The organism is Pseudaquabacterium pictum (assembly GCF_005403045.1).
Taxonomy (GTDB): Bacteria; Pseudomonadota; Gammaproteobacteria; order Burkholderiales; family Burkholderiaceae_C; genus Pseudaquabacterium; species Pseudaquabacterium pictum.
In genome coordinates this window covers 710,795-730,682 of sequence record NZ_BJCL01000001.1, presented here as the reverse complement: position 1 = coordinate 730,682, position 19,888 = coordinate 710,795, and the positions used below count along the sequence as shown (strand labels likewise).

The 19,888-nt window shown below is 71.4% G+C and carries 16 protein-coding genes and 1 tRNA gene; 1 reads left to right on the top strand and 16 read right to left on the bottom strand.

The annotated features are described in order from the left end of the window. Positions 1 to 38: 38 nt before the first annotated feature. From FFT10_RS03305 to FFT10_RS03285, 5 genes are all read right to left on the bottom strand, one after another. A complete protein-coding gene (locus FFT10_RS03305; protein WP_137731316.1) occupies positions 39 to 1,694 on the bottom strand; it encodes an AMP-binding protein in 1,656 nt (551 codons plus the stop codon). A gap of 23 nt (positions 1,695 to 1,717) precedes the next feature. Then, positions 1,718 to 2,050, bottom strand: a complete 333-nt coding sequence (locus tag FFT10_RS03300; RefSeq protein ID WP_137731315.1) for a thioredoxin family protein — start codon at positions 2,048 to 2,050, stop codon at positions 1,718 to 1,720. A gap of 90 nt (positions 2,051 to 2,140) precedes the next feature. Then, positions 2,141 to 2,231 (bottom strand) — tRNA-Ser (locus FFT10_RS03295). Positions 2,232 to 2,248: 17 nt separating this feature from the next. After that, complete coding sequence (locus FFT10_RS03290; protein WP_137731314.1) at positions 2,249 to 2,629, bottom strand: DUF2237 family protein; 381 nt, start codon at positions 2,627 to 2,629, stop codon at positions 2,249 to 2,251. Between the two features lie 83 nt (positions 2,630 to 2,712). Next, a complete protein-coding gene (locus FFT10_RS03285) occupies positions 2,713 to 4,800 on the bottom strand; it encodes a 3-hydroxyacyl-CoA dehydrogenase NAD-binding domain-containing protein (protein WP_137731313.1) in 2,088 nt (695 codons plus the stop codon). Positions 4,801 to 4,983: 183 nt separating this feature from the next. On the opposite strand from FFT10_RS03285, the gene FFT10_RS03280 reads away from it, so the two are divergent. Continuing rightward, positions 4,984 to 6,048: an NAD-dependent epimerase/dehydratase family protein gene (locus FFT10_RS03280; protein ID WP_137731312.1), complete on the top strand. Its 1,065-nt coding sequence runs from the start codon at positions 4,984 to 4,986 to the stop codon at positions 6,046 to 6,048. 7 nt (positions 6,049 to 6,055) lie between these two features. Here FFT10_RS03280 and FFT10_RS03275 read toward each other — a convergent pair whose 3' ends face one another. The 11 genes from FFT10_RS03275 to FFT10_RS03225 all read right to left on the bottom strand — a co-directional run bounded on the left by FFT10_RS03275 (position 6,056) and on the right by FFT10_RS03225 (position 19,882). After that, the gene (locus FFT10_RS03275; protein ID WP_137731311.1) at positions 6,056 to 6,967 is read right to left on the bottom strand and encodes an SPFH domain-containing protein; all 912 of its coding nucleotides are present in this window, start codon (positions 6,965 to 6,967) and stop codon (positions 6,056 to 6,058) included. A gap of 18 nt (positions 6,968 to 6,985) precedes the next feature. Beyond that, on the bottom strand, positions 6,986 to 7,423 hold the full coding sequence (locus FFT10_RS03270) for an NfeD family protein (protein ID WP_137731310.1): 438 nt from the start codon (positions 7,421 to 7,423) through the stop codon (positions 6,986 to 6,988). A 92-nt stretch (positions 7,424 to 7,515) separates the two neighbouring features. After that, positions 7,516 to 8,412: an SMP-30/gluconolactonase/LRE family protein gene (locus FFT10_RS03265; RefSeq protein ID WP_137731309.1), complete on the bottom strand. Its 897-nt coding sequence runs from the start codon at positions 8,410 to 8,412 to the stop codon at positions 7,516 to 7,518. Further along, the gene (locus FFT10_RS03260) at positions 8,409 to 9,236 is read right to left on the bottom strand and encodes an NAD-dependent epimerase/dehydratase family protein (RefSeq protein WP_137731308.1); all 828 of its coding nucleotides are present in this window, start codon (positions 9,234 to 9,236) and stop codon (positions 8,409 to 8,411) included. Before FFT10_RS03260 ends, FFT10_RS03265 begins: the two co-directional genes overlap by 4 nt. Positions 9,237 to 9,272: 36 nt before the next feature. Further along, complete coding sequence (locus FFT10_RS03255; RefSeq protein ID WP_137731307.1) at positions 9,273 to 11,690, bottom strand: pectinesterase family protein; 2,418 nt, start codon at positions 11,688 to 11,690, stop codon at positions 9,273 to 9,275. Continuing rightward, a complete protein-coding gene (locus tag FFT10_RS03250; protein WP_137731306.1) occupies positions 11,687 to 12,820 on the bottom strand; it encodes an oligogalacturonate lyase family protein in 1,134 nt (377 codons plus the stop codon). The genes FFT10_RS03255 and FFT10_RS03250 overlap by 4 nt, the downstream gene beginning before the upstream one ends. Positions 12,821 to 12,829: 9 nt before the next feature. Further along, positions 12,830 to 14,134, bottom strand: a complete 1,305-nt coding sequence (locus FFT10_RS03245) for an ABC transporter substrate-binding protein (protein ID WP_137731305.1) — start codon at positions 14,132 to 14,134, stop codon at positions 12,830 to 12,832. Then, positions 14,128 to 15,282, bottom strand: coding sequence for an ABC transporter ATP-binding protein (locus FFT10_RS03240; RefSeq protein WP_137731304.1), 1,155 nt, complete (start codon positions 15,280 to 15,282; stop codon positions 14,128 to 14,130). The genes FFT10_RS03245 and FFT10_RS03240 overlap by 7 nt, the downstream gene beginning before the upstream one ends. A 1-nt stretch (position 15,283) precedes the next feature. Continuing rightward, positions 15,284 to 16,141 carry a carbohydrate ABC transporter permease gene (locus FFT10_RS03235; RefSeq protein ID WP_137731303.1) on the bottom strand — a complete coding sequence of 286 codons (858 nt, stop codon included), beginning with the start codon at positions 16,139 to 16,141 and terminating at the stop codon, positions 15,284 to 15,286. Next, positions 16,138 to 17,028 (bottom strand): carbohydrate ABC transporter permease, encoded by an 891-nt coding sequence (locus tag FFT10_RS03230; RefSeq protein WP_162520682.1) that lies wholly within the window; start codon positions 17,026 to 17,028, stop codon positions 16,138 to 16,140. Before FFT10_RS03230 ends, FFT10_RS03235 begins: the two co-directional genes overlap by 4 nt. A 13-nt stretch (positions 17,029 to 17,041) precedes the next feature. After that, positions 17,042 to 19,882 (bottom strand): TonB-dependent receptor domain-containing protein, encoded by a 2,841-nt coding sequence (locus tag FFT10_RS03225; protein ID WP_137731301.1) that lies wholly within the window; start codon positions 19,880 to 19,882, stop codon positions 17,042 to 17,044. Positions 19,883 to 19,888 lie beyond the last annotated feature (6 nt).

Genomic DNA, 19,888 nt, shown 5'->3' with positions numbered 1-19,888 from the left:
CGGCCACGCGGCGTCTGTTCACCACCGAACGCCCGGGGCTACTCGGCCGCCAGCCGGGCCTGCGCCATGTCGCGCAGCCGGGTGCGCTGGATCTTGGTGCCGTTGGCGCTGTGCACCACCGGAAAGGCCTCCACCCACCACAGGCGCGCCGGCACCTTGTAGGCGGCCAGCCTGTCGCGCACCGCCTGCAGTAGCGCGGCGCTGTCGGGCGCTGCACCCGGCGCGGCGATGGCAAAGGCCACCGCCCGGGCCTTGCCGTCCAGATCCACTGCCACCACCTGGGCCGCTGCCACGCCGGGCTGGGCGGTCAGCACTTCCTCGATCTCGGCCGGCGCGGTGAGGTAGCCGCCCAGTCGGATCGCGTCGCCCGCACGCGTCAGGTAGACGAAGCTGCCGTCGGCGCGCAGCTGGCCGATGTCGCCGCTGCTGAACCAGCCCTCGGCATCGATGGCACGGGCGGTGGCCTCGGGGTTGGCCAGGTAGCCGCTGAAGTTGCTGGGTGCGCGGAACTCCAGCAGCCCGGTGGCGCCGGGCGGCAGCAGGGCACCCGACTCGGCATCGCGCACCCGGATGGCCGCATCGGGGTTGACCGGCATGCCGCCACCCTCCAGCCGCTCGGCCAGCGGGCGGTCCAGGCCCTGGATGGCGAACAGCGCATGCACCTCGCTGGAGCCGTACAGCCCGGCCAGCGGCATGCCGCGGGCAATGCAGTCCGCCGCCACCGCTGCCGCCCCGGCGCGGAAGGCCGCAAAGCCGCATAGCCGCAGATGCGGGTAGGCCGGCACGGCCCGGGCATCGGGCGCCTGGGCGAGCAGGGCCTCGAACATCTCGTCGCTGCCGAAGCAGTGGGTGATGCGGTGGGCCACCAGCAGGCGCGCGGCTTCCACCGCGTCGAAGGTGTGTGGCGCCACCACCGGCTTGCCGGCGGCCAGCGCCGCCAGCATCGACACGTAGCCGAAGGTGCCGCCGAAGGGCAGTGCGGCGAGCAGGCGCACGCCGTCGGCGTGGTAGCCCATCGCATGGGCGACATGCTGCACATGCAGGCTGACGGTGCGCTGGGTGTGCACCACCAGCTTCGGGCCGCTGGTGGTGCCCGAAGTGGTGAACAGGATGGCGGGGTCGTCCGGCGCGGCCTGGCTGTCGGCCATCGCCAGGCAGCGGCCCGCCGGCAGGCTGGCCAGGTCGAAGCGCCAGGTGGGCCGGCCGAGCAGCGTGGCCGGCAACTGGCGCGCACCGGCAGCGCCTTCGGCGCCGGCGTCCACCACCACCACCTGTTGCAGGCTGGCGGCGCTGGCGGGGTCGATCTCCTGCAGCACCGCGCCGAAGTCGATGCGGCGGAAATGCTGCTGCAGCACCAGCAGGCGGGGCCGCGCCTGCGCCAGCAGGTGCGACACCTCGGCGCCGCGGTAGCGGGTGTTGACCGTCAGCACCGCCGCGCCCAGCCGGGCCAGGGCCAGGTGCAGCACCAGCCAGTCCAGCCGGTTGACCAGCCACAGCGCCACGGTGTCGCCCTGGGCCACGCCCTGGTCCTGCAGCCAGACGGCCGCGCGTCCGACCAGGGTGTCGAACTGGCGCCGGCTGAGCGCCTGTTCGGCACCGGTCTCGGGGTCGACCGTGGTGATGGCGGTGGCATCGGGCTGGCGGGCCAGCGGGCCGGCCAGCAGGGCATCCAAGGTGTGGGCGGTGTCGGGCATGCGGCGGGTCCTCGGTGCTGGCGTCACTGGCCGGTGAGGGCCTGCAGCGCGGCGGCGACCGGGGCCACCTCCCGCGGACGCACCAGGCGCTGGCGCTCCTGCCCGTCCTGCAGGAAGACCAGGGTGGGCCACAGCGTCACGCCGAAGCTGCGGCCCAGGGCGCGGCCCGGGCCGTCTTCCACCTGCACGTGGCGCACGCCGGGATGGGCAGCCAGCGCCTCGGCCACGGCCGGCCGGGCGGCACGGCAATGGCCGCACCAGCCGGTGCCGAACTCCAGCAGCAGCAGGCCGGGGGTGGTGTCGATGGCGGCGCGATCGGGCGCGTCGGCGGGGGCGAGGTAGTGGTGCGCGGGCATCGCGCCATTCTGGCGCCGGGCCGGCGGCGCTTGAATCCGGTGCCGCACAACGACAAAGCCCCGGCATGCGGGGCTTTGACTTGGGGGCGGTGGCGGAGAGAGCGGGATTCGAACCCGCGGGGGGCTGTTAACCCCCACACGCTTTCCAGGCGTGCGACTTAAACCGCTCATCCATCTCTCCGCGGCAAGCCTCAGATTCTAGCCGACGGCATCCAGCGCCTTCTCGCGCAACCAGTCCAGCGGCACGAAATCCGTCGCACGGGCGTGGGTGCTGTCCAGCACCACCGGCGGCGCGCAGCCGGCCAGGTAGGCCTCCTTCCAGCGCAGGGCACACACGCACCAGCGGTCACCGGCCTTCAACCCCTTGAAGCGGTAGTCCGGCCGCGGGGTGATCAGATCGTTGCCACGCTCGAACTGCTGGTTCAGGAAGGCCACCGTCACCCGGGCGCAGATCACATGGCTGCCATGGTCCTGCGCGTCGGTGTGGCAGCAGCCGTCGCGGTACCAGCCGGTCAGCGGGTCGTAGCTGCAGGGCACCAGGGGAGTGCCCAGCACGTTCAGGGCGGCATCGCGGGACATGGCCAGGGTTCCTTGTGTGGCAAACCCCGGATCATGCCCGGGCGCCGCCGGCCCGCTGGCCGTGCGGTTGCTTTTGGCAAGGTTCAGCGGGTGAAGAACCGGCCCTCGGCCGCCAGTTTCAGCAGCAGCGGCGAGATGCTGAAGCCCGCGCCCATGCGTTCGCCGTAGGCCTGGAGCTTGTCCACCACCGTGGCCGGGCCCACGGTGTCGGCGTAGAACATCGGGCCGCCGCGGTACACCGGCCAGCCATAGCCGTTGATGTAGACGGTGTCGATGTCGGATGCCCGCAGCGCGATGCCTTCCTCCAGGATCTTGGCGGCCTCGTTGACCATCGCGTAGACGGTGCGCTCGAGGATCTCGTCGTCGCTGATCGGGCGGGTGGTCTGGCCGGCCTTGGCCATGAAGTCGCGCACGATCTGGCGGGTCACCTCGCTGGGCTTGGCGTTGCGCTTGTCGTCGTAGTCGTAGTAACCGGCGCCGGTCTTCTGGCCGCGGCGGTCCATCTCGCACAGCACCTCGCGCACCGTGCTGCTCTTGCTCGTCTCCTTGCTCCAGCCGATGTCGAGGCCGGCCAGGTCGCTCATCGCGAACGGACCCATCGGCATGCCGAAGTCGTACAGCACGCGGTCGATGTCCCAGGGCATCGCACCTTCCATCAGCATGGCTTGGGCCTGCTCGCCGCGGGCGCGCAGCATGCGGTTGCCGATGAAGCCCGGGCACACGCCCGAGACCACCGCCACCTTGCCGATCTTCTTGCCGATCTGCATGGCGGTGGCCAGCGCGGTGTGGCTGGTCTTGGCGCCGCGCACCACCTCCAGCAGCTTCATCACATTGGCGGGGCTGAAGAAGTGCATGCCGACCACCGCCTCGGGCCGGCTGGCGGCGGCGGTGGCGATCTCGTTGACGTCCAGCGCCGAGGTGTTGGTGGCCAGCACCGCGCCGGGTTTGCAGATGGCATCCAGCTTGGCGAAGATCTCCTTCTTGATCGCCATGTTCTCGAACACCGCCTCGATCACCAGGTCGCAGCCGGCCAGGCTGTTCATGTCGACGCTGCCGGTCAGCAGGCCCATGCGCTTCTCGACCTGCTCGGCGGTGAGCTTGCCCTTCTTGGCGGTGTTCTCGTAATTCCTGCGCACCACGGCCAGGCCCTTGTCCAGCGCGGCGGGGGCGGTCTCGACGATGGTCACCGGGATGCCGGCGTTGGCAAAGCACATGGCGATGCCGCCGCCCATGGTGCCGGCGCCGATGATGCCGACGCTGGCCACCTTCACCGTCGGCGTGTCGTCGGGCACGTCGGGGATCTTGGCGGCGGCGCGCTCGGCGAAGAAGGCGTAGCGCTGGGCCTGGCTCTGGATGCCGCCCACCAGTTCCAGGAACAGCTTGCGCTCGACCGCCTTGCCTTCGTCGAACGGCAGGTTCACCGCTGCTTCGATGCAGCGGATGTTGTATTCGGGCGCCAGGAAGCCGCGGAAGCGCTTGGCGTTGGCCTGGCGGAAGTCGGCAAACAGCTCGGGCTTGCCGCGGAAGGGCAGCACCTTGTCGTCGCTGTCGCGCACCTTGCGCAGTGGCCGGCCTTCGGCCAGCACCTGGCGGGCGAAGGCGACGGCGCCGGCGCGCAGCTCACCTTCGGGCACCACCGCGTCCACCAGGCCGGAGGCCAGGCATTCGGACGCCGGGATGTGGGTGCCGGCGGTGATGTAGTCCAGCGCCTTGGCGGCGCCCACGATGCGCGGCAGCCGCTGTGTGCCGCCAGCGCCGGGCAGCAGGCCCAGGTGCACCTCGGGCAGGCCGCACTTGGCGCTGGGCACGGCCACGCGGTAGTGGCAGCACAGCGCCACCTCCAGCCCGCCGCCCAGCGAGGTGCCGTGGATCGCCGCGATGACAGGCTTGGTGCTGTTCTCGATCAGGTCTTGTGCCTCGTACAGCGACGGCGCCTGCGGCGGCTTGCCGAACTCGGTGATGTCGGCACCGGCCAGGAAGGTGCGGCCGTCGCAGATGAAGACGATCGCCTGCACATCCGGGTGGGCCTGGGCGGCCGCGATGCCATCGATGATGGCCTGGCGCATGCTGCGCGACAGCGCGTTGACCGGCGGATAGGCGACGGTGACGATGCCGATGGCGCCCTCGACATCGAGGCGCTGGGTGGCGTTGGCAGGGGCGTGGGTGGACATGGGGTCTCCTCGTGGACGGGCGCACCGGGCAGGCGGTGCGGGGTGTGGCGGGGCCAATGTGGCGCGCCGGGCGGCCTGCGGGCTGTCACCCGGCCGACTCCGCCGCCGGAATCCCGGTGCTAGCGTCGGCGCCGCAGGCTCAGGCCGGGCGCCGCCCGGGGCCGCGTGCACGAGGTGTTTGCCATGTCCCCAGTCCCCCGCCGCGGTGCGGTCATCGCCGTCACCGGCGCCGCCGGCTTCATCGGCGGCTGGGTGGTGCGCCAGTTGCTGGACCGTGGCCACCGGGTGCGCGCCTGCGTGCGTGACCCGGCTGACCTGGCCCGCACCGGTTTCTTGCGGGCCATGCCGGGCTTTGCCAGCGGCCGCCTGACGCTGCATGCGGCCGACCTGGACCAGCCCGGCTGCTACGACAGCATCTTCCGCGGCTGCCATGGCGTGGCCCACCTGTCGCACCTGGCCACTTACGACGACCAGGACCGCATCCGCCGCACCTGCGAGCACATCATCGCCAGCATCGAGGCTTCCGGCAGCGTCACCCGGGTGGTGGTCACCTCCAGCATCGCCGCGGTGATCTCCGAGATGGACCTGCAGGAACTGGTGCGCCGCCCGGTCTGCAACGAAGACCGCTGGCCCGACGAGACCAACCCCAAGCGCAGCCCCGAGCGTGGGCAGGGCTATTCGATGGGCAAGGTGCTGGCCGAGCGGCTGTTTGCCGCCGCCGCGGCCCGCCATGGCGGCTGGACATCGGTGGCCTGCTGTCCGGGCGACAACGTCGGCCCCATCCTGTCGGCCCACCAGCAGGACATGGGGCCGTGGCAGAAGCTGATCGCCGGCATGCTGCGCGGAGATTGCGTGCAGACCCCCGTCTACCGCCCCTGGATGCCGGTGGACGTGCGCGACGATGCGGCCTGCCACATCGGCTTGCTGGAAAGCGCTGCGGTGAAGAACGGCGAGCGCTACATCGCCTGGTCCACCGAGACGCGCCGGGTGGAAGACATCAACACCGACATCGGCCGCCTGCTGCCCGAACTGGGCCATGTGCCGGGGCCGGTGGTGGACGCGCAGGGCGAGCGCATCCGCGCCCGCGAGGCCGAGATGCGCGCGATCTGGGACGGCTGCGACCTGCGCAACGAGCGCATCCGCGCGCTGCTGGGCGTGGAGTTCCGGCCCTGGGACGTGTCGCTGCGCGACTGCGTGGAATCGCTGCTGGCCGTGGCCGGCGTGCAGCCCCAGCGCCGGGCCCGCTGACGGCGCGTCAGGCCTTGGGCGTGCCCTTCATCACCGCCATCGCGGTGGCGATCAGGCCCGACACCTCGGTCATGTTGCCGGGCACGATCATGGTGTTGTTGGACTTGGCCAGGTTGGCATAGGCGCCGATCGCCTTCTCGGCCACCTGCAGTTGCACCGCCTGGGCGCCGCCGGGCGCCTCGATGGCCGCGGCAATGCGGCGGATGGCATCGGCCGAGGCCTCGGCCAGCGCGGTGATCGCGGCGGCCTCGCCTTGCGCCTTGTTGATGTCGGCCTGCTTCTCGCCCTCGCTGCGGGCGATGCTGGCCTCGCGCTCGCCGGTGGCGATGTTGATCTGCTCCTGGCGCCGGCCCTCGCTGGCGGCGATCAGCGCGCGCTTCTCGCGCTCGGCAGTGATCTGCGCCTGCATGCTGCGCAGGATCTCGGCCGGCGGCGTCAGGTCCTTGATCTCGTAGCGCAGCACCTTCACGCCCCAGTTCAGCGCCGCCTCGTCCAGCGACAGCACCACCGAGCCGTTGATCTGGTCACGCTCCTCGAAGGTCTTGTCCAGCTCCATGCGGCCGATCACGCTGCGCAGCGTGGTCTGTGCCAGCTGGGTGATCGCGATGATGTAGTCGCTGCTGCCGTAGCTGGCGCGCATCGGGTCGGTCACCTGGAAGTACAGGATGCCGTCCACCGTGAGCTGGGTGTTGTCCTTGGTGATGCAGACCTGGCTGGGCACGTCCAGCGGGATCTCCTTGAGCGAGTGCTTGTAAGCCACCCGGTCGATGAAGGGCACCAGCAGGTTCAGGCCCGGGGTGAGGGTGGCGTGGTACTTGCCCAGGCGTTCCACCACCCAGGCATTCTGCTGCGGCACCACCTTCAGCGACCGGGCGATGAAGATGATGGTGATGACCAGCAGGATGGCGACGGTTTCCATGGCGGAGCCTTCAGGGGTTCAGTGGGGGGCGCGTTCGAGCAGCAGGCAGTTGCCGTCCACCGCGCGGATCACATGCAGGCCGGGCAGCAGGGGGCCGCTGCCGACATGGCGGGCCTCCCAGTGGCTGCCGCGGTAGGGGATGCGGGCCAGGCCGTCGGCGCCCCAGGCCGGCACCTGCACCGTGCCGCCCACATCGAGGTTGACGTCGCGGTTGGTGCTGGCCGGCTCGGCGGCTGGCTGGCGGCTGCGGTGCAGGTGCCACACCACCACCGCGGCGGCGCCCACCACCGCTGCGGTGGCGATCTGCCAGGTCAGCGGCACGCCGGCATGGGCTGCCACGGCACCGGCGGCGGCGCCCAGGGCCAGCATCAGCAGGTAGAAGGTGCCGGTGGCCAGCTCGGCGGCCACCAGCACGCCCGCGGTCACCCACCATGCCGTGGCGGCGTTCCAGTCCATCGTGCCTCCGGTTCTCTGGGTTGGCAGGCGGCCGGCTGGCCACCGCGGCGCAGTGTAGCCATGCGCCGTCCCGCACCCTGCCACCGGGGCGATCAGCCGCCGGCGGTGAACGGCGTGTCGGCCAGGCCCACGCAGCCCGGGTCGAGCACGAAGACCGCACCGGCCAGCGCGGGGTCCCAGCCGTCGATCGGCGCCGCCGGGCGGATGGTGGTGACCACCATCCGGTCCAGCCGCGGGCCGAAGAAGGCGCACATCGCCACCTTGGCTGCCGGCACGGCCAGCTGCCGGTCGAGCCGGCCGTTGGGCGTGAAGCGCAGCACCAGGCCGGCGTCGTTGGCGCAGATCCAGTAGCCACCGTCGGCGTCCACCGCCGCGCCGTCGGGCCGGCCCGGGTGCTGGCGCATGTCGATGAAGCCGCGGCGGTGGCGTGGTACGCCGTCGTCACCCAGGTCGAAGGCCCAGACCTGGCGCACCGTGGGGTGGGAATCGCTCAGGTACATCACCCGGCCGTCGGGGCTGAAGCCCAGGCCGTTGCCGGTGCGCAGGCCGTCGATGCTGCTGGGCGCCAGCCCGCCGGCATCGGCACGGTACAGCGCGCCGGCGGGGTTGGCGGCGGCCATGTCGCGCACCATGCTCGACACCCAGAAGCGGCCCTGGCGGTCGGTGCGGCCGTCGTTGAAGCGCATGGCCGGCAGCGGGAAGGCCACCGGTTGCCACAGCCGGCTGCCGACGGTGCCGTCGTCCTGCAGCTGCAGCAGGAACAGTCCCGTCTCCATCGCCGCCAGCAGGCCGCCGCCGGCCTGCAGCGCGATGGCGCCGATGCGCTCGGCCACCGGCCACTGGCGGTGGCGGCCAGCGGCGTCGACCCGGTGCACCGCGCGGCCCTCGATGTCGACCCAGTACAGCCACTGCGCCGCCGGATCCCAGAGCGGGCTCTCGCCGACCTGGCAGCGGACATCGCACAGCAGCTCGGGCAGCGCGGCACTCATTCGAAGAACGGCCCGGTGCGCACGAAGGCACCACCCTGGTGGTGGGTGGCAGGGTCGTTGCGGTCCAGCGGCGCCTGGCGCTGCTCGATCGCGGCGCGGAAGGGCTCCGAACTGTCCTGCGGCCGGAAGCCGATGTGGCGCGCCGGCGTGTTGTCCCACCAGGTCAGCGGGTTGTCGCTCATGCCGTAGACGATGCTGTGGCCGACCACCGGCGCGGTCAGTGCGGCGGCCACCAACCGCTCGGCGTCGTCGTAGCTGAGCCAGGTGGCCAGCATGCGCCGGTCCCGCGGCGCGGGGAACGACGAGCCGATGCGCAGGCTCACCGTCTCGATGCCGAAGCGGTCCCAGTAGAGCTGGGCCAGGTTTTCGCCGAAGGCCTTGCTCAGGCCGTACAGGCCGTCCGGGCGCACCGGATCGCGCGGGCTGACCACCTGGTCCTGCCGGTAGAAGCCGGTGACATGGTTGGAGCTGGCAAAGACGATGCGCCGGGTGCCGTGGGCGCGCGCCGCCTCGTACAGGTGCACCAGGCCGCGGATGTTGGCGTCGAGGATCGCGCCCCAGGCCTGCTCGGTGGACACGCCGCCCATGTGCACCACCGCGTCCACGCCCTCCAGCAGCGCATGCACCGCGGCGGCATCGGCCAGATCGGCGGGGACCAGTTCCTCGTCGTCGGCGGCCGCGCCCAGGTCGGCGCGGTCGGACAGGCGCAGCGTGCTGCACCAGCGCTTCAGGCGCGGGCGCAGCTGCTGGCCCAGGTTGCCGGCGGCGCCGGTCAGCAGCAGGCGGTTGAAGCGGATCTGCGTGGGCAGGGCGGGGTCGGTCATCGGTGGTCTCTCAGGCGCGTGTGGGAAAGGTGGGGATCATCGTGCCTCCAGCGGCAGCGCGACCAGCCGGCCGGCGCCGGCCAGGGCGCGCACACGGGCGGGCACCTCGGCGGCGGCGTCCAGCGGTGGCGGCGCCGGCGGCTGCCAGTCGACGGTGGCCGCCAGTGTGGCGGCCTCGGCCACATCGGCCAGCAGCGCGGCCCGGGTCAGTGGCTGGCCGTTCAGCGCCGAGCCCTGGTCGTCGAATGCGCGGGCCGTGCCCAGCCGCCGCACCAGGCGTGGCGGTGCCACGCCGCCGGTGGCCTGCCAGGCGTTGTGCCGGCTCAGCACCGAGGCCTGGTGACCCAGGCCGATGCTGTAGCCGAAGGCCGATGCGTCGGGCACCAGGTACAGGTTGTTGGCCAAGTGCACCTGGCCGAAACGCACCCGGGGTGCGCGCTCGCGGCTGGCCTGCCAGAGGTTGTGGTGGAAGCTGATCTGCAGCCGGCCGGCATCGTCGGTGTGGCGGTCGCTGCCGCCGATCAGCGCGGTCTTGTCGCCGCCGCGCAGCAGGCTCCAGCTGACGGTGACATGGGTCGCGCCTCGGGTGATGTCGAGCAGGCCGTCGGTGTGCTGCATCGTCCGGCCCAGCAGCACGGCCGGCGCCGGCGTGCCGGGCGCCAGCCGGTCGAACGTGCAGTGGTCGATCCACACCTGACTGGCGCGGCGCAGGGCCAGCAGGTCGTGTTCGGCGTTCCATTCGCCGTGGCCGTTGTCGACCGGATCCCAGGCGGGAAAGTGGTCGAACGCCTGCTGCAGGTGCAGGTTGCGCACGATCACGTCGCGCACGCCATCGAGCAGCAGGCCGCCGCCGCTGAGCGTGGCATCGGCGCCCAGGCCGATCAGCGTGGTGCGCGAGGGCACGCGCACGATGACATGCGCTGCCTGGGCCGCGGCCGAGGCGCGGCGGCCGTCTTCCAGCGGGCCGGCGGGTGGCCGGCGGCCCCAGGTGGCCGGGTCGTAGGCCGCGGCGAACGCCGGCCAGGAGAAGCCCGGCGCCTGGAAGTCGGCCGCGCCCAGCGGCCGGCCGGCGGCGTTGGTGGCCAGGTCGATGCGGCCCTGCACCTGCACGATGCGCGGCCGCGGGTGCGGGCGCAGCGCGGCCAGCAGCTCGGCGCGGTTGCGCACGGTGTGCACATCGCCTGGCGCGGCATCGGCGCCGCCGCGGGTGCCGCCGCCAGCGGTGGCCCAGCCGTGAGGCGCGGTCTCGCGGGCCGCGTCGGCCGGCGCGGGCTGGTTGTGGAACTCGGCAAAGCGGTTGGCGTTGGCGGCCGTGTCGGCCGACGGCGTGAACGGCCGCCGCGCGGTGGACGCGGCCCAGCCGCCGAGGTGCGGGCCCAGCGCGCTGTCGCGCACCAGGGCCTGGCCGTTGGGCGACACGCCGGCCTGCCAGGTGCCCGGTACGACGCCTTCGTCCCAGGCCCGGCCCAGGCTGGTGCTGGCGTCGGCCAGGCCGGGCTCGGCGATGAAACGGCTGCGCTGCACCAGAAAGCCCAGCGGCTGCGCGGCCGGCGTGCTGGGCGCCAGCACGTGGCCCCCGCCGCCGCTGCGCGAGCGCAGGCGGTCGGCCCGGCTGAGCAGGGTGCTGTCGTCGACCACCAGTGTGGCGTTGCCGAAGACGAAGTCGACATCGCCCTCGACCAGGCTGGCGCGCATGAACACCCGCGCCGGCGCACTCGGGGCGGGGCGGCGCACGTAGAGGGTGTCCTGGTGCGAGACCAGGCGCAGGTTGTCCAGCTGCACCCGGTCGGCCAGCGTCATCAGCGCCACTGCCTGCGCGCCCTCGCCCTGCGCGGCGGCGGGCAGCGGCGTGGGGCGGCTGAAGGCGCCAGTGGCGTCGTTGGCGATGGTCAGGTGGGCCAGCAGCACATCGGGGCTGGCGATCACCGCGGTGGCGCTGCCCGAGGTGCCATGCCGCTCGGCCTGCAGGTTGGGCTGGCAGGGCTGGGCGGGCGTGCCGGCGGGCTTGGCCAGGCCGGCATGGCGCTGGTCGACCAGCACCACGCCATCGCGGCCGCCGGCCGCACCCACCAGGGCCAGCGGCGGCTTGTCGCGCACGCACAGCGGCCCGCGGTAGACGCCGGGGCGGATGCGGATCACCCAGCGCCGGCCCGGGGTCGCAGCTGCGGCGGCGGGCACCGCATCGACCGCGGCCTGCACGCTGCGGTGGCTGCCGCTGCCATCGGCGGCCACGGTGAAGTCGGCGGTCAGGGCATCGGCATCGACGTCTTCCGGCTGCCAGGGCGACACGCCCTGCGCCAGGTAGGCCGCGGCGGTGTGGCGGGCGGCCGTGGCCGCATCGAGCTGCGGACGCCCCGCGTCGGCGGGCGTGGGCCCCGGCCCGGCGCAGCCTGCCAGCAGCAGGGCGGCCAGCGCTGCCGAGGCCACGCCGCCGGGCCGCCACCTGCAGTTCATGCCGGCAGCTCGGCCAGGTACAGCGCCGGCTCGCCGTCGCGGTCGCTGGAGAACAGCACCGCGCGGTCGTCGGGCGTGAACGAGGGATGCGGATGCGTGACCTGGCGGTTGCCCTTGTGCACCCGCCAGCTGCTGTCGTGCCGGGTGATGCGCCGCTGCGGCTGCACGGCGCCGGGCCGCAGATCGAACAGGTGCAGGTAAGGATCGCCCTGGTGGCCGTCGCCGGTCAGCAGCGTGCCGTCGTGGTTGCTCATCAGGTGCGAGCAGGGCGGCATCGTCGTCAGCAGGGTGGACTGCAACGTCACCGGGTCGAGCCGGCAGATGCGCCGCGGGCTGCCGGGCTGGTCATGCTGCAGGCTGACGTAGACCATGGCCGAGCCGTCGGGCACCCAGAACTCATGGGTGCAGTGCTCGCCGGGCGCATGCACCTTGCCGCAGCGGCGGTGGGCGCCGTCGTCGTCGATGAACCAGATGCGGGCGTCGATGCGGTCGCCCGGGCCTTCATGGCAGTAGGCCACGGTGCGGTCGTCGAAGGGGCGGAACTGCGGGTGGCCGAGCCAGCCCTGGCGCTCCAGGATCACCCGGCGCGCGCCGGTGGCCAGGTCGATGTCGATCAGCCGGCAACGCGGCCGGGCATCGAACAGCTGCGCGAACTTCTCCCAGGTGTCCAGTTCGAACCAGTCGGCCTCGGCGATCTCGATGCCCACCATGCGGGTGCAGGCGCTGTTGGCCACCCAGGTGCCGTAGCCCACCCAGCCGGGCGGCACGGTGTAGACCACCTGCTCGGCCAGCGTGTCCAGCGCCAGCCGCACCAGGGTGCGCTCGGCGCGCACGAAGTAGAGCTGGGTGTCGTCGGGCGACAGGAAGCCGCCGAAGGTGTTCTCGCCCTCGCCCTCGGTCAGCTGCAGGGCCTGGCCGGTGCGCAGGTCCAGCAGGTGGTAGTGCCAGTGCTGCGGGTGGTCGAAGCCTCCACCGAACAGCAGCTTGCTGCCATCGCGGGTGAAGCACTTCTGGTAGAAATAGTTGCGGTGGCAGGTCACGTCGGGCGGCGTCAACCGGGTGACGCGGGCGCCGGTGTCGGGGTCAGTGAAGTGGAGCGGCGACAGCGCGCGCAGGGTGTGCTTGGGCATGGTGAGGGGTCAGCGGATGCGGCGCAGCATGGCGTTGCCTTCGTCGACCAGGCGGCGCGCAGCGTCGGCATCGCTGGCCTTGCCGTAGGCCACGGTCTCGAAGACCTCGCGCATCAGCCGGTGCAGCCGGGCATGCTCGAACAACGGGTTGGGCAGGCCGATGCCTTCGGCGCTGCGGCGCTGCTGCTGGATCTGTTCATGCGCGGCCAGCTCCAGCGGTGGCAGCTGGCCGCCGGCCACCAGCGCCTGGAACGGCCCGCGCGCCGCCGGCACGCCGCGGGTGCGGCCCAGCAGCCTGGCCGCCTCGGGATCGGCCAGCAGGTGGCCGATCAGCGCGGCCGCCAGGTCGGGCTCGCGGCAGTTGCGGCCCACCGCGTACATCAGCGACGGGCGGCCGAACATGCCGCTGTCCAGCGCGCCGGCCATCCGCGGAAAGCGGCCCAGCGCCAGCGGCTGGTCCTTGGGCAGGGTGGAGCTGCGCAGCGCGATCACCGAATCCCAGGCGTAGTTGCCGGCCCAGCGGCCGGTGGTCCAGTCGGCCTGCTGCTCGGTGGGCTTCTCGGCGCCGCCCAGGCTGGCGCGCAGCGGCAGCGGCGTGGCCACCTGGCGGTCGATCAGTTGGCGGTAGATGCGCACCCAGTCCTGCGCGGCCGCCGGTGTCATGCCCACGCGCGCCTCGGTGGGATGCACATAGGCCATGCCGTGGCGTTGCTGCACCCAGGCCTGGGCCAGCAGCATCATGTCGTAGAGCTCGCCGTCCAGCGGATAGTGCTGCGGGCCCAGTGCTGCGCGCAGGCGTTCGCCGGCGGCAAACAGCTCGTCCCAGCCGGCGGGCAGGGGCAGGCCTGCGCGGGCGAAGGTGTGCTGGTTCCACAGCAGCACCCGCGCCGTGTACGACACCGGCAGCGCATTGAGCTTGCCGGCCACCCGGCCCAGCTGCAGGTCAGCCGGTGCGAACTGGTCCAGCGGCAGGCGCGCGGCATGCGCATCCAGATCGGTGAAGCCGTTGCCGCGCTTGCTGAACATCGCCAGCCACGCCCAGTTGATCTGCATCACGTCGGGCTCGGAGCCGCCGGCCACCTGCGCGGTCAGCCGCTCCAGGTAGCCGTTGAAGCCCATGTACTCGGCCTTGATGCGCACGCCCGGGTGGCGCTGCTCGAACAGGGCCAGTGCCTTCAGCGTGGCGGCATGGCGGCCGGCGCCGCCCCACCAGGCCATGCGCAGCACCCGCTGCGGCTGGGCATGCACCCAGGGGGCCTGCAGCGCCACCGGGGCGCCGGCCGCGGCCGCCAGCAGCGCCCGCCGCTTCAGCACAGGCGCACGCCGCTGTCGGCGTCGAACAGGTGGCAGGCGGTCATCTGCAGGTGCGCGGTGCAGGCCGCGCCGCGCTCGGCGCTGCCGAGCAGCGGCAGGTCTTCGGCCGGCACGCGGGCGGTCACCGGCAGGCTGCCCAGCAGCAGGTGCACGAACACCTCGTTGCCCATGTGCTCGACCGAGCGCAGGCGCGCCGCCACCGCGAAGGAGCGGCCATCGGCACGGGCGCGCAGGCCGATGTGCTCGGGCCGCAGGCCGAAGCGCACCGTCTGCGGCGCACCGGCCCGCTCGGGCAGGGCGGCGGCGGTGGCATCGGGCAGCGGCAGCCAGGGGCCGGGCAGCTCGCCATCGGTCGGGCGCAGGCGCACGCCGATCACGTCGCCCTGGCCGCTCACGTCGGCGGCATGGATGTTCATCTCGGGGCTGCCGATGAAGCCGGCCACGAAGGCATTGGCCGGCCGGTCGTACAGCGCCGTGGGCGTGTCGACCTGCTGGATGACGCCATCCTTGAGCACACAGATGCGCTCGCCCATGGTCATGGCCTCGACCTGGTCATGGGTGACATAGACCGCGGTGGCGCCACGGCCCTGCTCGCGCAGCGTGCGGTGCAGGTCGGTCAGCCGCACCCGCATGCTGGCGCGCAGCTTGGCATCCAGGTTGGACAGCGGCTCGTCGAACAGGAACACCCCCGGCTTCTTGACGATGGCCCGCCCCACCGCCACGCGCTGGGCCTGGCCGCCGGACAGCTGCTTGGGGTAGCGGTCGAGCAGGTGCTCCATCTCCAGCAGGCGGGCGGCCTCCTGCACCCGCTGCTGCACCTCGGCCTTGGGCGTGCCGGCCAGCTTCAGGCCGAAGGACAGGTTCTCGGCCACCTTCATGTGCGGGTAGAGGGCGTAGTTTTGGAACACCATCGCGATGCCGCGCTGCTTGGGCGGCAGGTCATTCACCCGCTGGCCGCCGATGTGCAGGTCACCGCCGGTGATGCGCTCCAGCCCGGCGATCATGCGCAGCAGCGTGCTCTTGGCGCAGCCGCTGGGGCCGACGAAGACCATGAACTCGCCGTCGCGCACCTCCAGGTCGACGCCATGCACGGCCTTGAAGCCGTTGGGGTAGGTCTTCTCGATCTTGCGCAGGCTCAGTGCAGCCATGTCATCCCTTGATGCCAGACGAGGAAGCGCCCTCGATGAAATGCCGTTGCGCGAGGAAGAACACCACCACGCTGGGGATCAGGGCCACCACCGAGATGGCGATCACGTTGGCCCACTCCACTTCCTCGGTGGCGCCGATGCTCATCTTCAGCGCCAGCGAGACCGGGTACTTCTCCACCGAGGCCAGGTAGACCAGCGGCCCCATGAAGTCGTTCATCGTCCAGATGAACTGGAAGACGACCACCGACACGATGGCCGGCTTGAGCAGCGGCACGATGATGTGCCACAGCAGCTGCAGCGCGTTGCAGCCGTCGATCACCGCGGCCTCCTCCATGTCGCGCGGGATGCCGCGCAGGAACTGCACCAGCATGAAGACGAAGAAGGTGTCGGTGGCGAAGGCGCTGGGCACGATCAGCGGCAGGTAGGTGTCCAGCCAGCCCAGTTCCTTGAACATCAGGTACTGCGGCAGCCGCAGCACGATCAGCGGCAGCATCATCGTGCCGACCATGATGCCGAACAGGAGCTTGCGGCCCCAGAACTCGAAGCGGGCGAAGGCATAGGCCACCAGCACGCAGGACACCACGGTGACCGCGATGCGCGGGATGGTGATCAGGAAGCTGTTGAGGAAGTAGGTGGCGAAGGTGTACTCGGTGCTGGTCTTCCAGCCCTTGGCATAGGCGCTGAAGTCCAGCCGGTCGGGGATGGGCCCGATCTCGGTGAAGATCTGCGCATTGGTCTTGAACGACGCGCCGACCAGCCAGATCAGCGGGTACAGCATCACCAGCGCCACGGCCAGCAGCAGCGTGGTGCGCACCAGCGTCTGGGTGCGGCTGGCGTGGTCCGACAAGGCGCTGCTCATCGCTTGCCCGCGTCCTTCTCACCGGCGTAGAACACCCAGTATTTGCTGCTCCAGAAGCTGATCGCGCTCAGCCCCGCCACCAGGGCCAGCAGCACCCAGCTCAGCGCCGCGCCGTAGCCCAGGTTGAAGAAGCGGAAGCTCTGGTCGTAGATGTAGAGCGCCAGCACATAGGTGCTCGACAGCGGGCCGCCCTCGGTGATCATGTACGGGCCGTTGAACTCCTGGAACGCGTGCACCATCTGCATGATCAGGTTGAAGAAGATCACCGGCGTGATCAGCGGCACGGTGATGCGCCAGAACTGCTGCCAGCGGCTGGCGCCGTCGCACTCGGCCGCCTCGTACAGGCTCTGCGGCACGTTCTGCAGCGCGGCCAGGAAGATCACGCAGGCCGAGCCGAATTGCCAGGTGAACAGCAGCACGATGGTCCACATCGAGTAGCGCTCGTCGGCCAGCCAGGCCACCGGCTCGAAGCCCAGCTTGACCAGCACCAGGTTGACCAGGCCGTACTTGCTGAAGATGAAGCGCCACAGCACCGCCACCGCGATGCTGCCGCCCAGGATGGACGGCAGGTAGAACGCGGCGCGGAAGAAGTTGATACCGCGCAGCTTGTAGTTCAGCACATGGGCCACGAACAGCGCAAAGCCCACCCGCAGCGGCACCGCCAGCACCGCGAACCACAGCGTCACGCCCAGGCTCTGGCGGAACAGCGGGTCGTCGCCGAACAGCTCGCGGTAGTTCTGCAGCCCCACCCAGACCGGCGGGTCGATGATGTCGAACTGGGTGAAGCTCAGCGCCAGGCTGGTGATGAACGGGAACAGCTTGAACAGCAGCACCCCCAGCACGAAGGGCAGCACGAACAGGAAGCCGGTCTTCTTGTCGTCGTACACGGGGGCAGGCGGATCAGAAGCTGTAGGTGGCCGACACGGTGTAGGCCCGGCCCAGCACATCGGCCACGCTGGTCAGGTAGCCGCGGTAGGAGCGGTGGTTGGTCAGCGGCGGGTTGGTGTCGAACAGGTTGTTGACGGCGGCATTCAGCGTCAGGTTGCGGAAGCCGGTGTAGCGCACCGACAGGTTGTACAGCGCGAACGACGACACATCCCGCGGCCCGGTGGTGCCCACACCGGTGGCGGCGGCCAGGTTCTGGTCGCGGATGGCGCTCTGGTAGCGCTGCGACAGCTGCAGCTTCCAGTCGGCGTTCTGCCAGGCCAGCTGGGCGGTGTGGCGCCAGCGGTTGTTCAGGCCGCGGGTGGCGTTGGACAGGCCGGCGTTGGGGTTGACCGGCACCACGTCGTTGTAGAAGCCCAGCGCGCTGACCCAGTTGGCCGACTCGGAGGCCCGGGCATCCCACTGGGTGAGGTAGGCGATGTCGATGCCGCCGCTGACCTGGCCCCAGGGGGCCTTGGGCGCGGTGAAGCGCAGGCCCACGTCGATGCCGGCCGCGCGCAGCGATCCCTGGTTGGCCGGCACGTTGTAGGCCGCCACCTTGTTGCCCGAGGCATCGGTCACGCCCAGCAGGTTGGTGGCCGGATCGCGCCGGAAGTAGCTGGCGTACAGCGCCGGGTTGGCCAGCATGTAGTCGATCGGGATGTTGCCGATCACGTTGTCGATCTGGGTCTTCCAGTAGTCGACCGTCATGGTCAGGTTCTTCACCGGCTCGAAGACCACGCCGAAGGTCAGGCTCTTCGAGGTCTCGGCCTTCAGGTCCAGCCCGGGCACCTTGGTGATCTGCCACAGCCGGCCAGCCGCGTTCGGGCTGAGGCCGCACACCTGCGCCGCGGTGTAGCCGGGCGCCGGCACCTTGACGCCACCGACCGTGGGGCACAGCAGCGGGTCGTCGAAGGTGCCGAGCTGGGTGTATTCCGTCTCGCGGGTGTAGAGCTCGGGCAGGCTGGGCGCGCGGAAGCCGGTGTTGGCCGAGCCGCGCAGCACCAGGCTGGGCAGCGGCTGCCAGCGCAGGCCGATCTTCGGGTTGACCGTGGTCTCCTTCAGGTCCTTGTAGTGGTCGGCGCGCACCGACAGGTTCAGCGTCAGGTCCTTGCGCAGCGGGGCATCCAGCTCGGCGAACAGCGAGCCAATGTCGCGGCCGATCTTGGTGCTGGTCTTGGAGTTGGCGCCGGCGGCCAGCGAGTCGCCGCCCAGGATGTCGACCTGGTTGTTCAGTGCGGCCACCACGTCGTTGCTGGCCAGGCCCTCGGCCTCCCAGGTGTCGCGCCGCAGTTCGGCGCCCAGCGCCAGGCTCAGCGGGCCGCCGGACAGCGCCATCAGCTCGCGGCTGAAGGTGGCATCCACGCTGGTGTTCTCGCCCTTGTGCACCCGCAGGGTCTGGCCCTCGATGCTGGCCGCCCGCAGCAGGGCCAGGCCCTCGGCCGTCTGCAGGCCGAAGGGGTTGAGCTTGGGGTCGAGGAAGAGGGTGGTTGCCGTGCCCTGCACGGTGGCAAGGCCGGTCACGCTGAGCCAGCCCGGGCCGGCCTTGGTCTCGCGCTTGGACCAGCCATGGTTGATGCCGCCGCGGTAGTCCCAGCCGGCCAGGCTGCCTTCCAGCGCCAGCACCAGGCGGTCGTTGTAGTGGTGGTCGTCGCGGATGCGCGGGCCGGCATCGGCCACCGACCACTGCACGTTGATCGGCCGGCCGGCCAGGTTCAGGCCGGCCACCGCCGGCACCAGGCCATTGCCCGGGTAGTAGGGGTGGGTGCTGGTCAGCCGCACCGTGGGCGCGGCGGCGGCGTTGTACTGGTCGACGCTGTAGTGGCTGTGGTTGAACTGGGCCGTCAGCAGGTGGTCGCCCAGGCGCAGCGAGCCCTTGGCGAAGAAGTTCTCGATGTCGTTCTTGTTGTTGAAGGCGGTGTACAGCACGTTGTCGTCCAGCACGCAGCGGTTGCCGGTGGCCGTGGGCGTGGAGTAGGGCGCCAGGCAGGTGCTGCCGTACGGGTTGAACAGCACCGTGCGCTGCGAACTGGTGGGGTTGTTCGGATCGGTGAAGTTGCCCGGCGTGGCCGCACCGGGGCTGGCCTGCAGCACGCCCAGGGTGTTGAGCACCGCGCGGTCGGTCAGCTCGGGGCGGTCGGCGCGCAGCAGCACGTCGCGCCGCTGGACATCCAGCGCGGCATAGACGTTCCAGCCCTGCTTGTCCAGGTTGCCCAGGCCGCCGATCAGCCCCAGGGAATGGGTGGCACCGCCGCCGCTCTTCTCCGGCTGGGTGGTCTCCAGCTTGACGCGGCCGCCCTGGAACTGGCCCAGGGTGTAGAAGGCCTGCACGCCGCCGATGGCGTCGGAGCCGTAGCTGGACGATGCGCCGTCGCGCAGCACATCGGTGCGGCCCAGCGCCATGCGCGGGATCACGTTGACGCTGGTGTACTGGTTGGTCAGCGGCTCCTTGGGCAGGCGGCGGCCGTCCAGCAGGGTGAGCGTGCGCATCGGGCCCAGGCCGCGCAGGCTGGTCATCGGCCCGGCGGTGCCCTGGTTGCTGCCCAGCGAGTTGGCCTGCGGCAGCTCGAGCATGAAGTCCTTCAGCTCGGTGTGGCCGCGCGCCTCCAGCTCGCCCGCGGTGATGCTGGTGACCGGCAGCGCGGTCTCGGCATTGATCGAGCGGCGGATGATCGAGCCGGTGATCTCCACCCGGCTGGTCGCTTCCGCCTGCTGGGCCAGCACGCTGGCCGGCAGGGTGAGCAGGCCGAGCACGGCCAGGTGGATGCGCGAGGGGCGGGCGGCGGGCATGGCGCTGCGGGGCAAGTGGGCGGGCATGGGCGT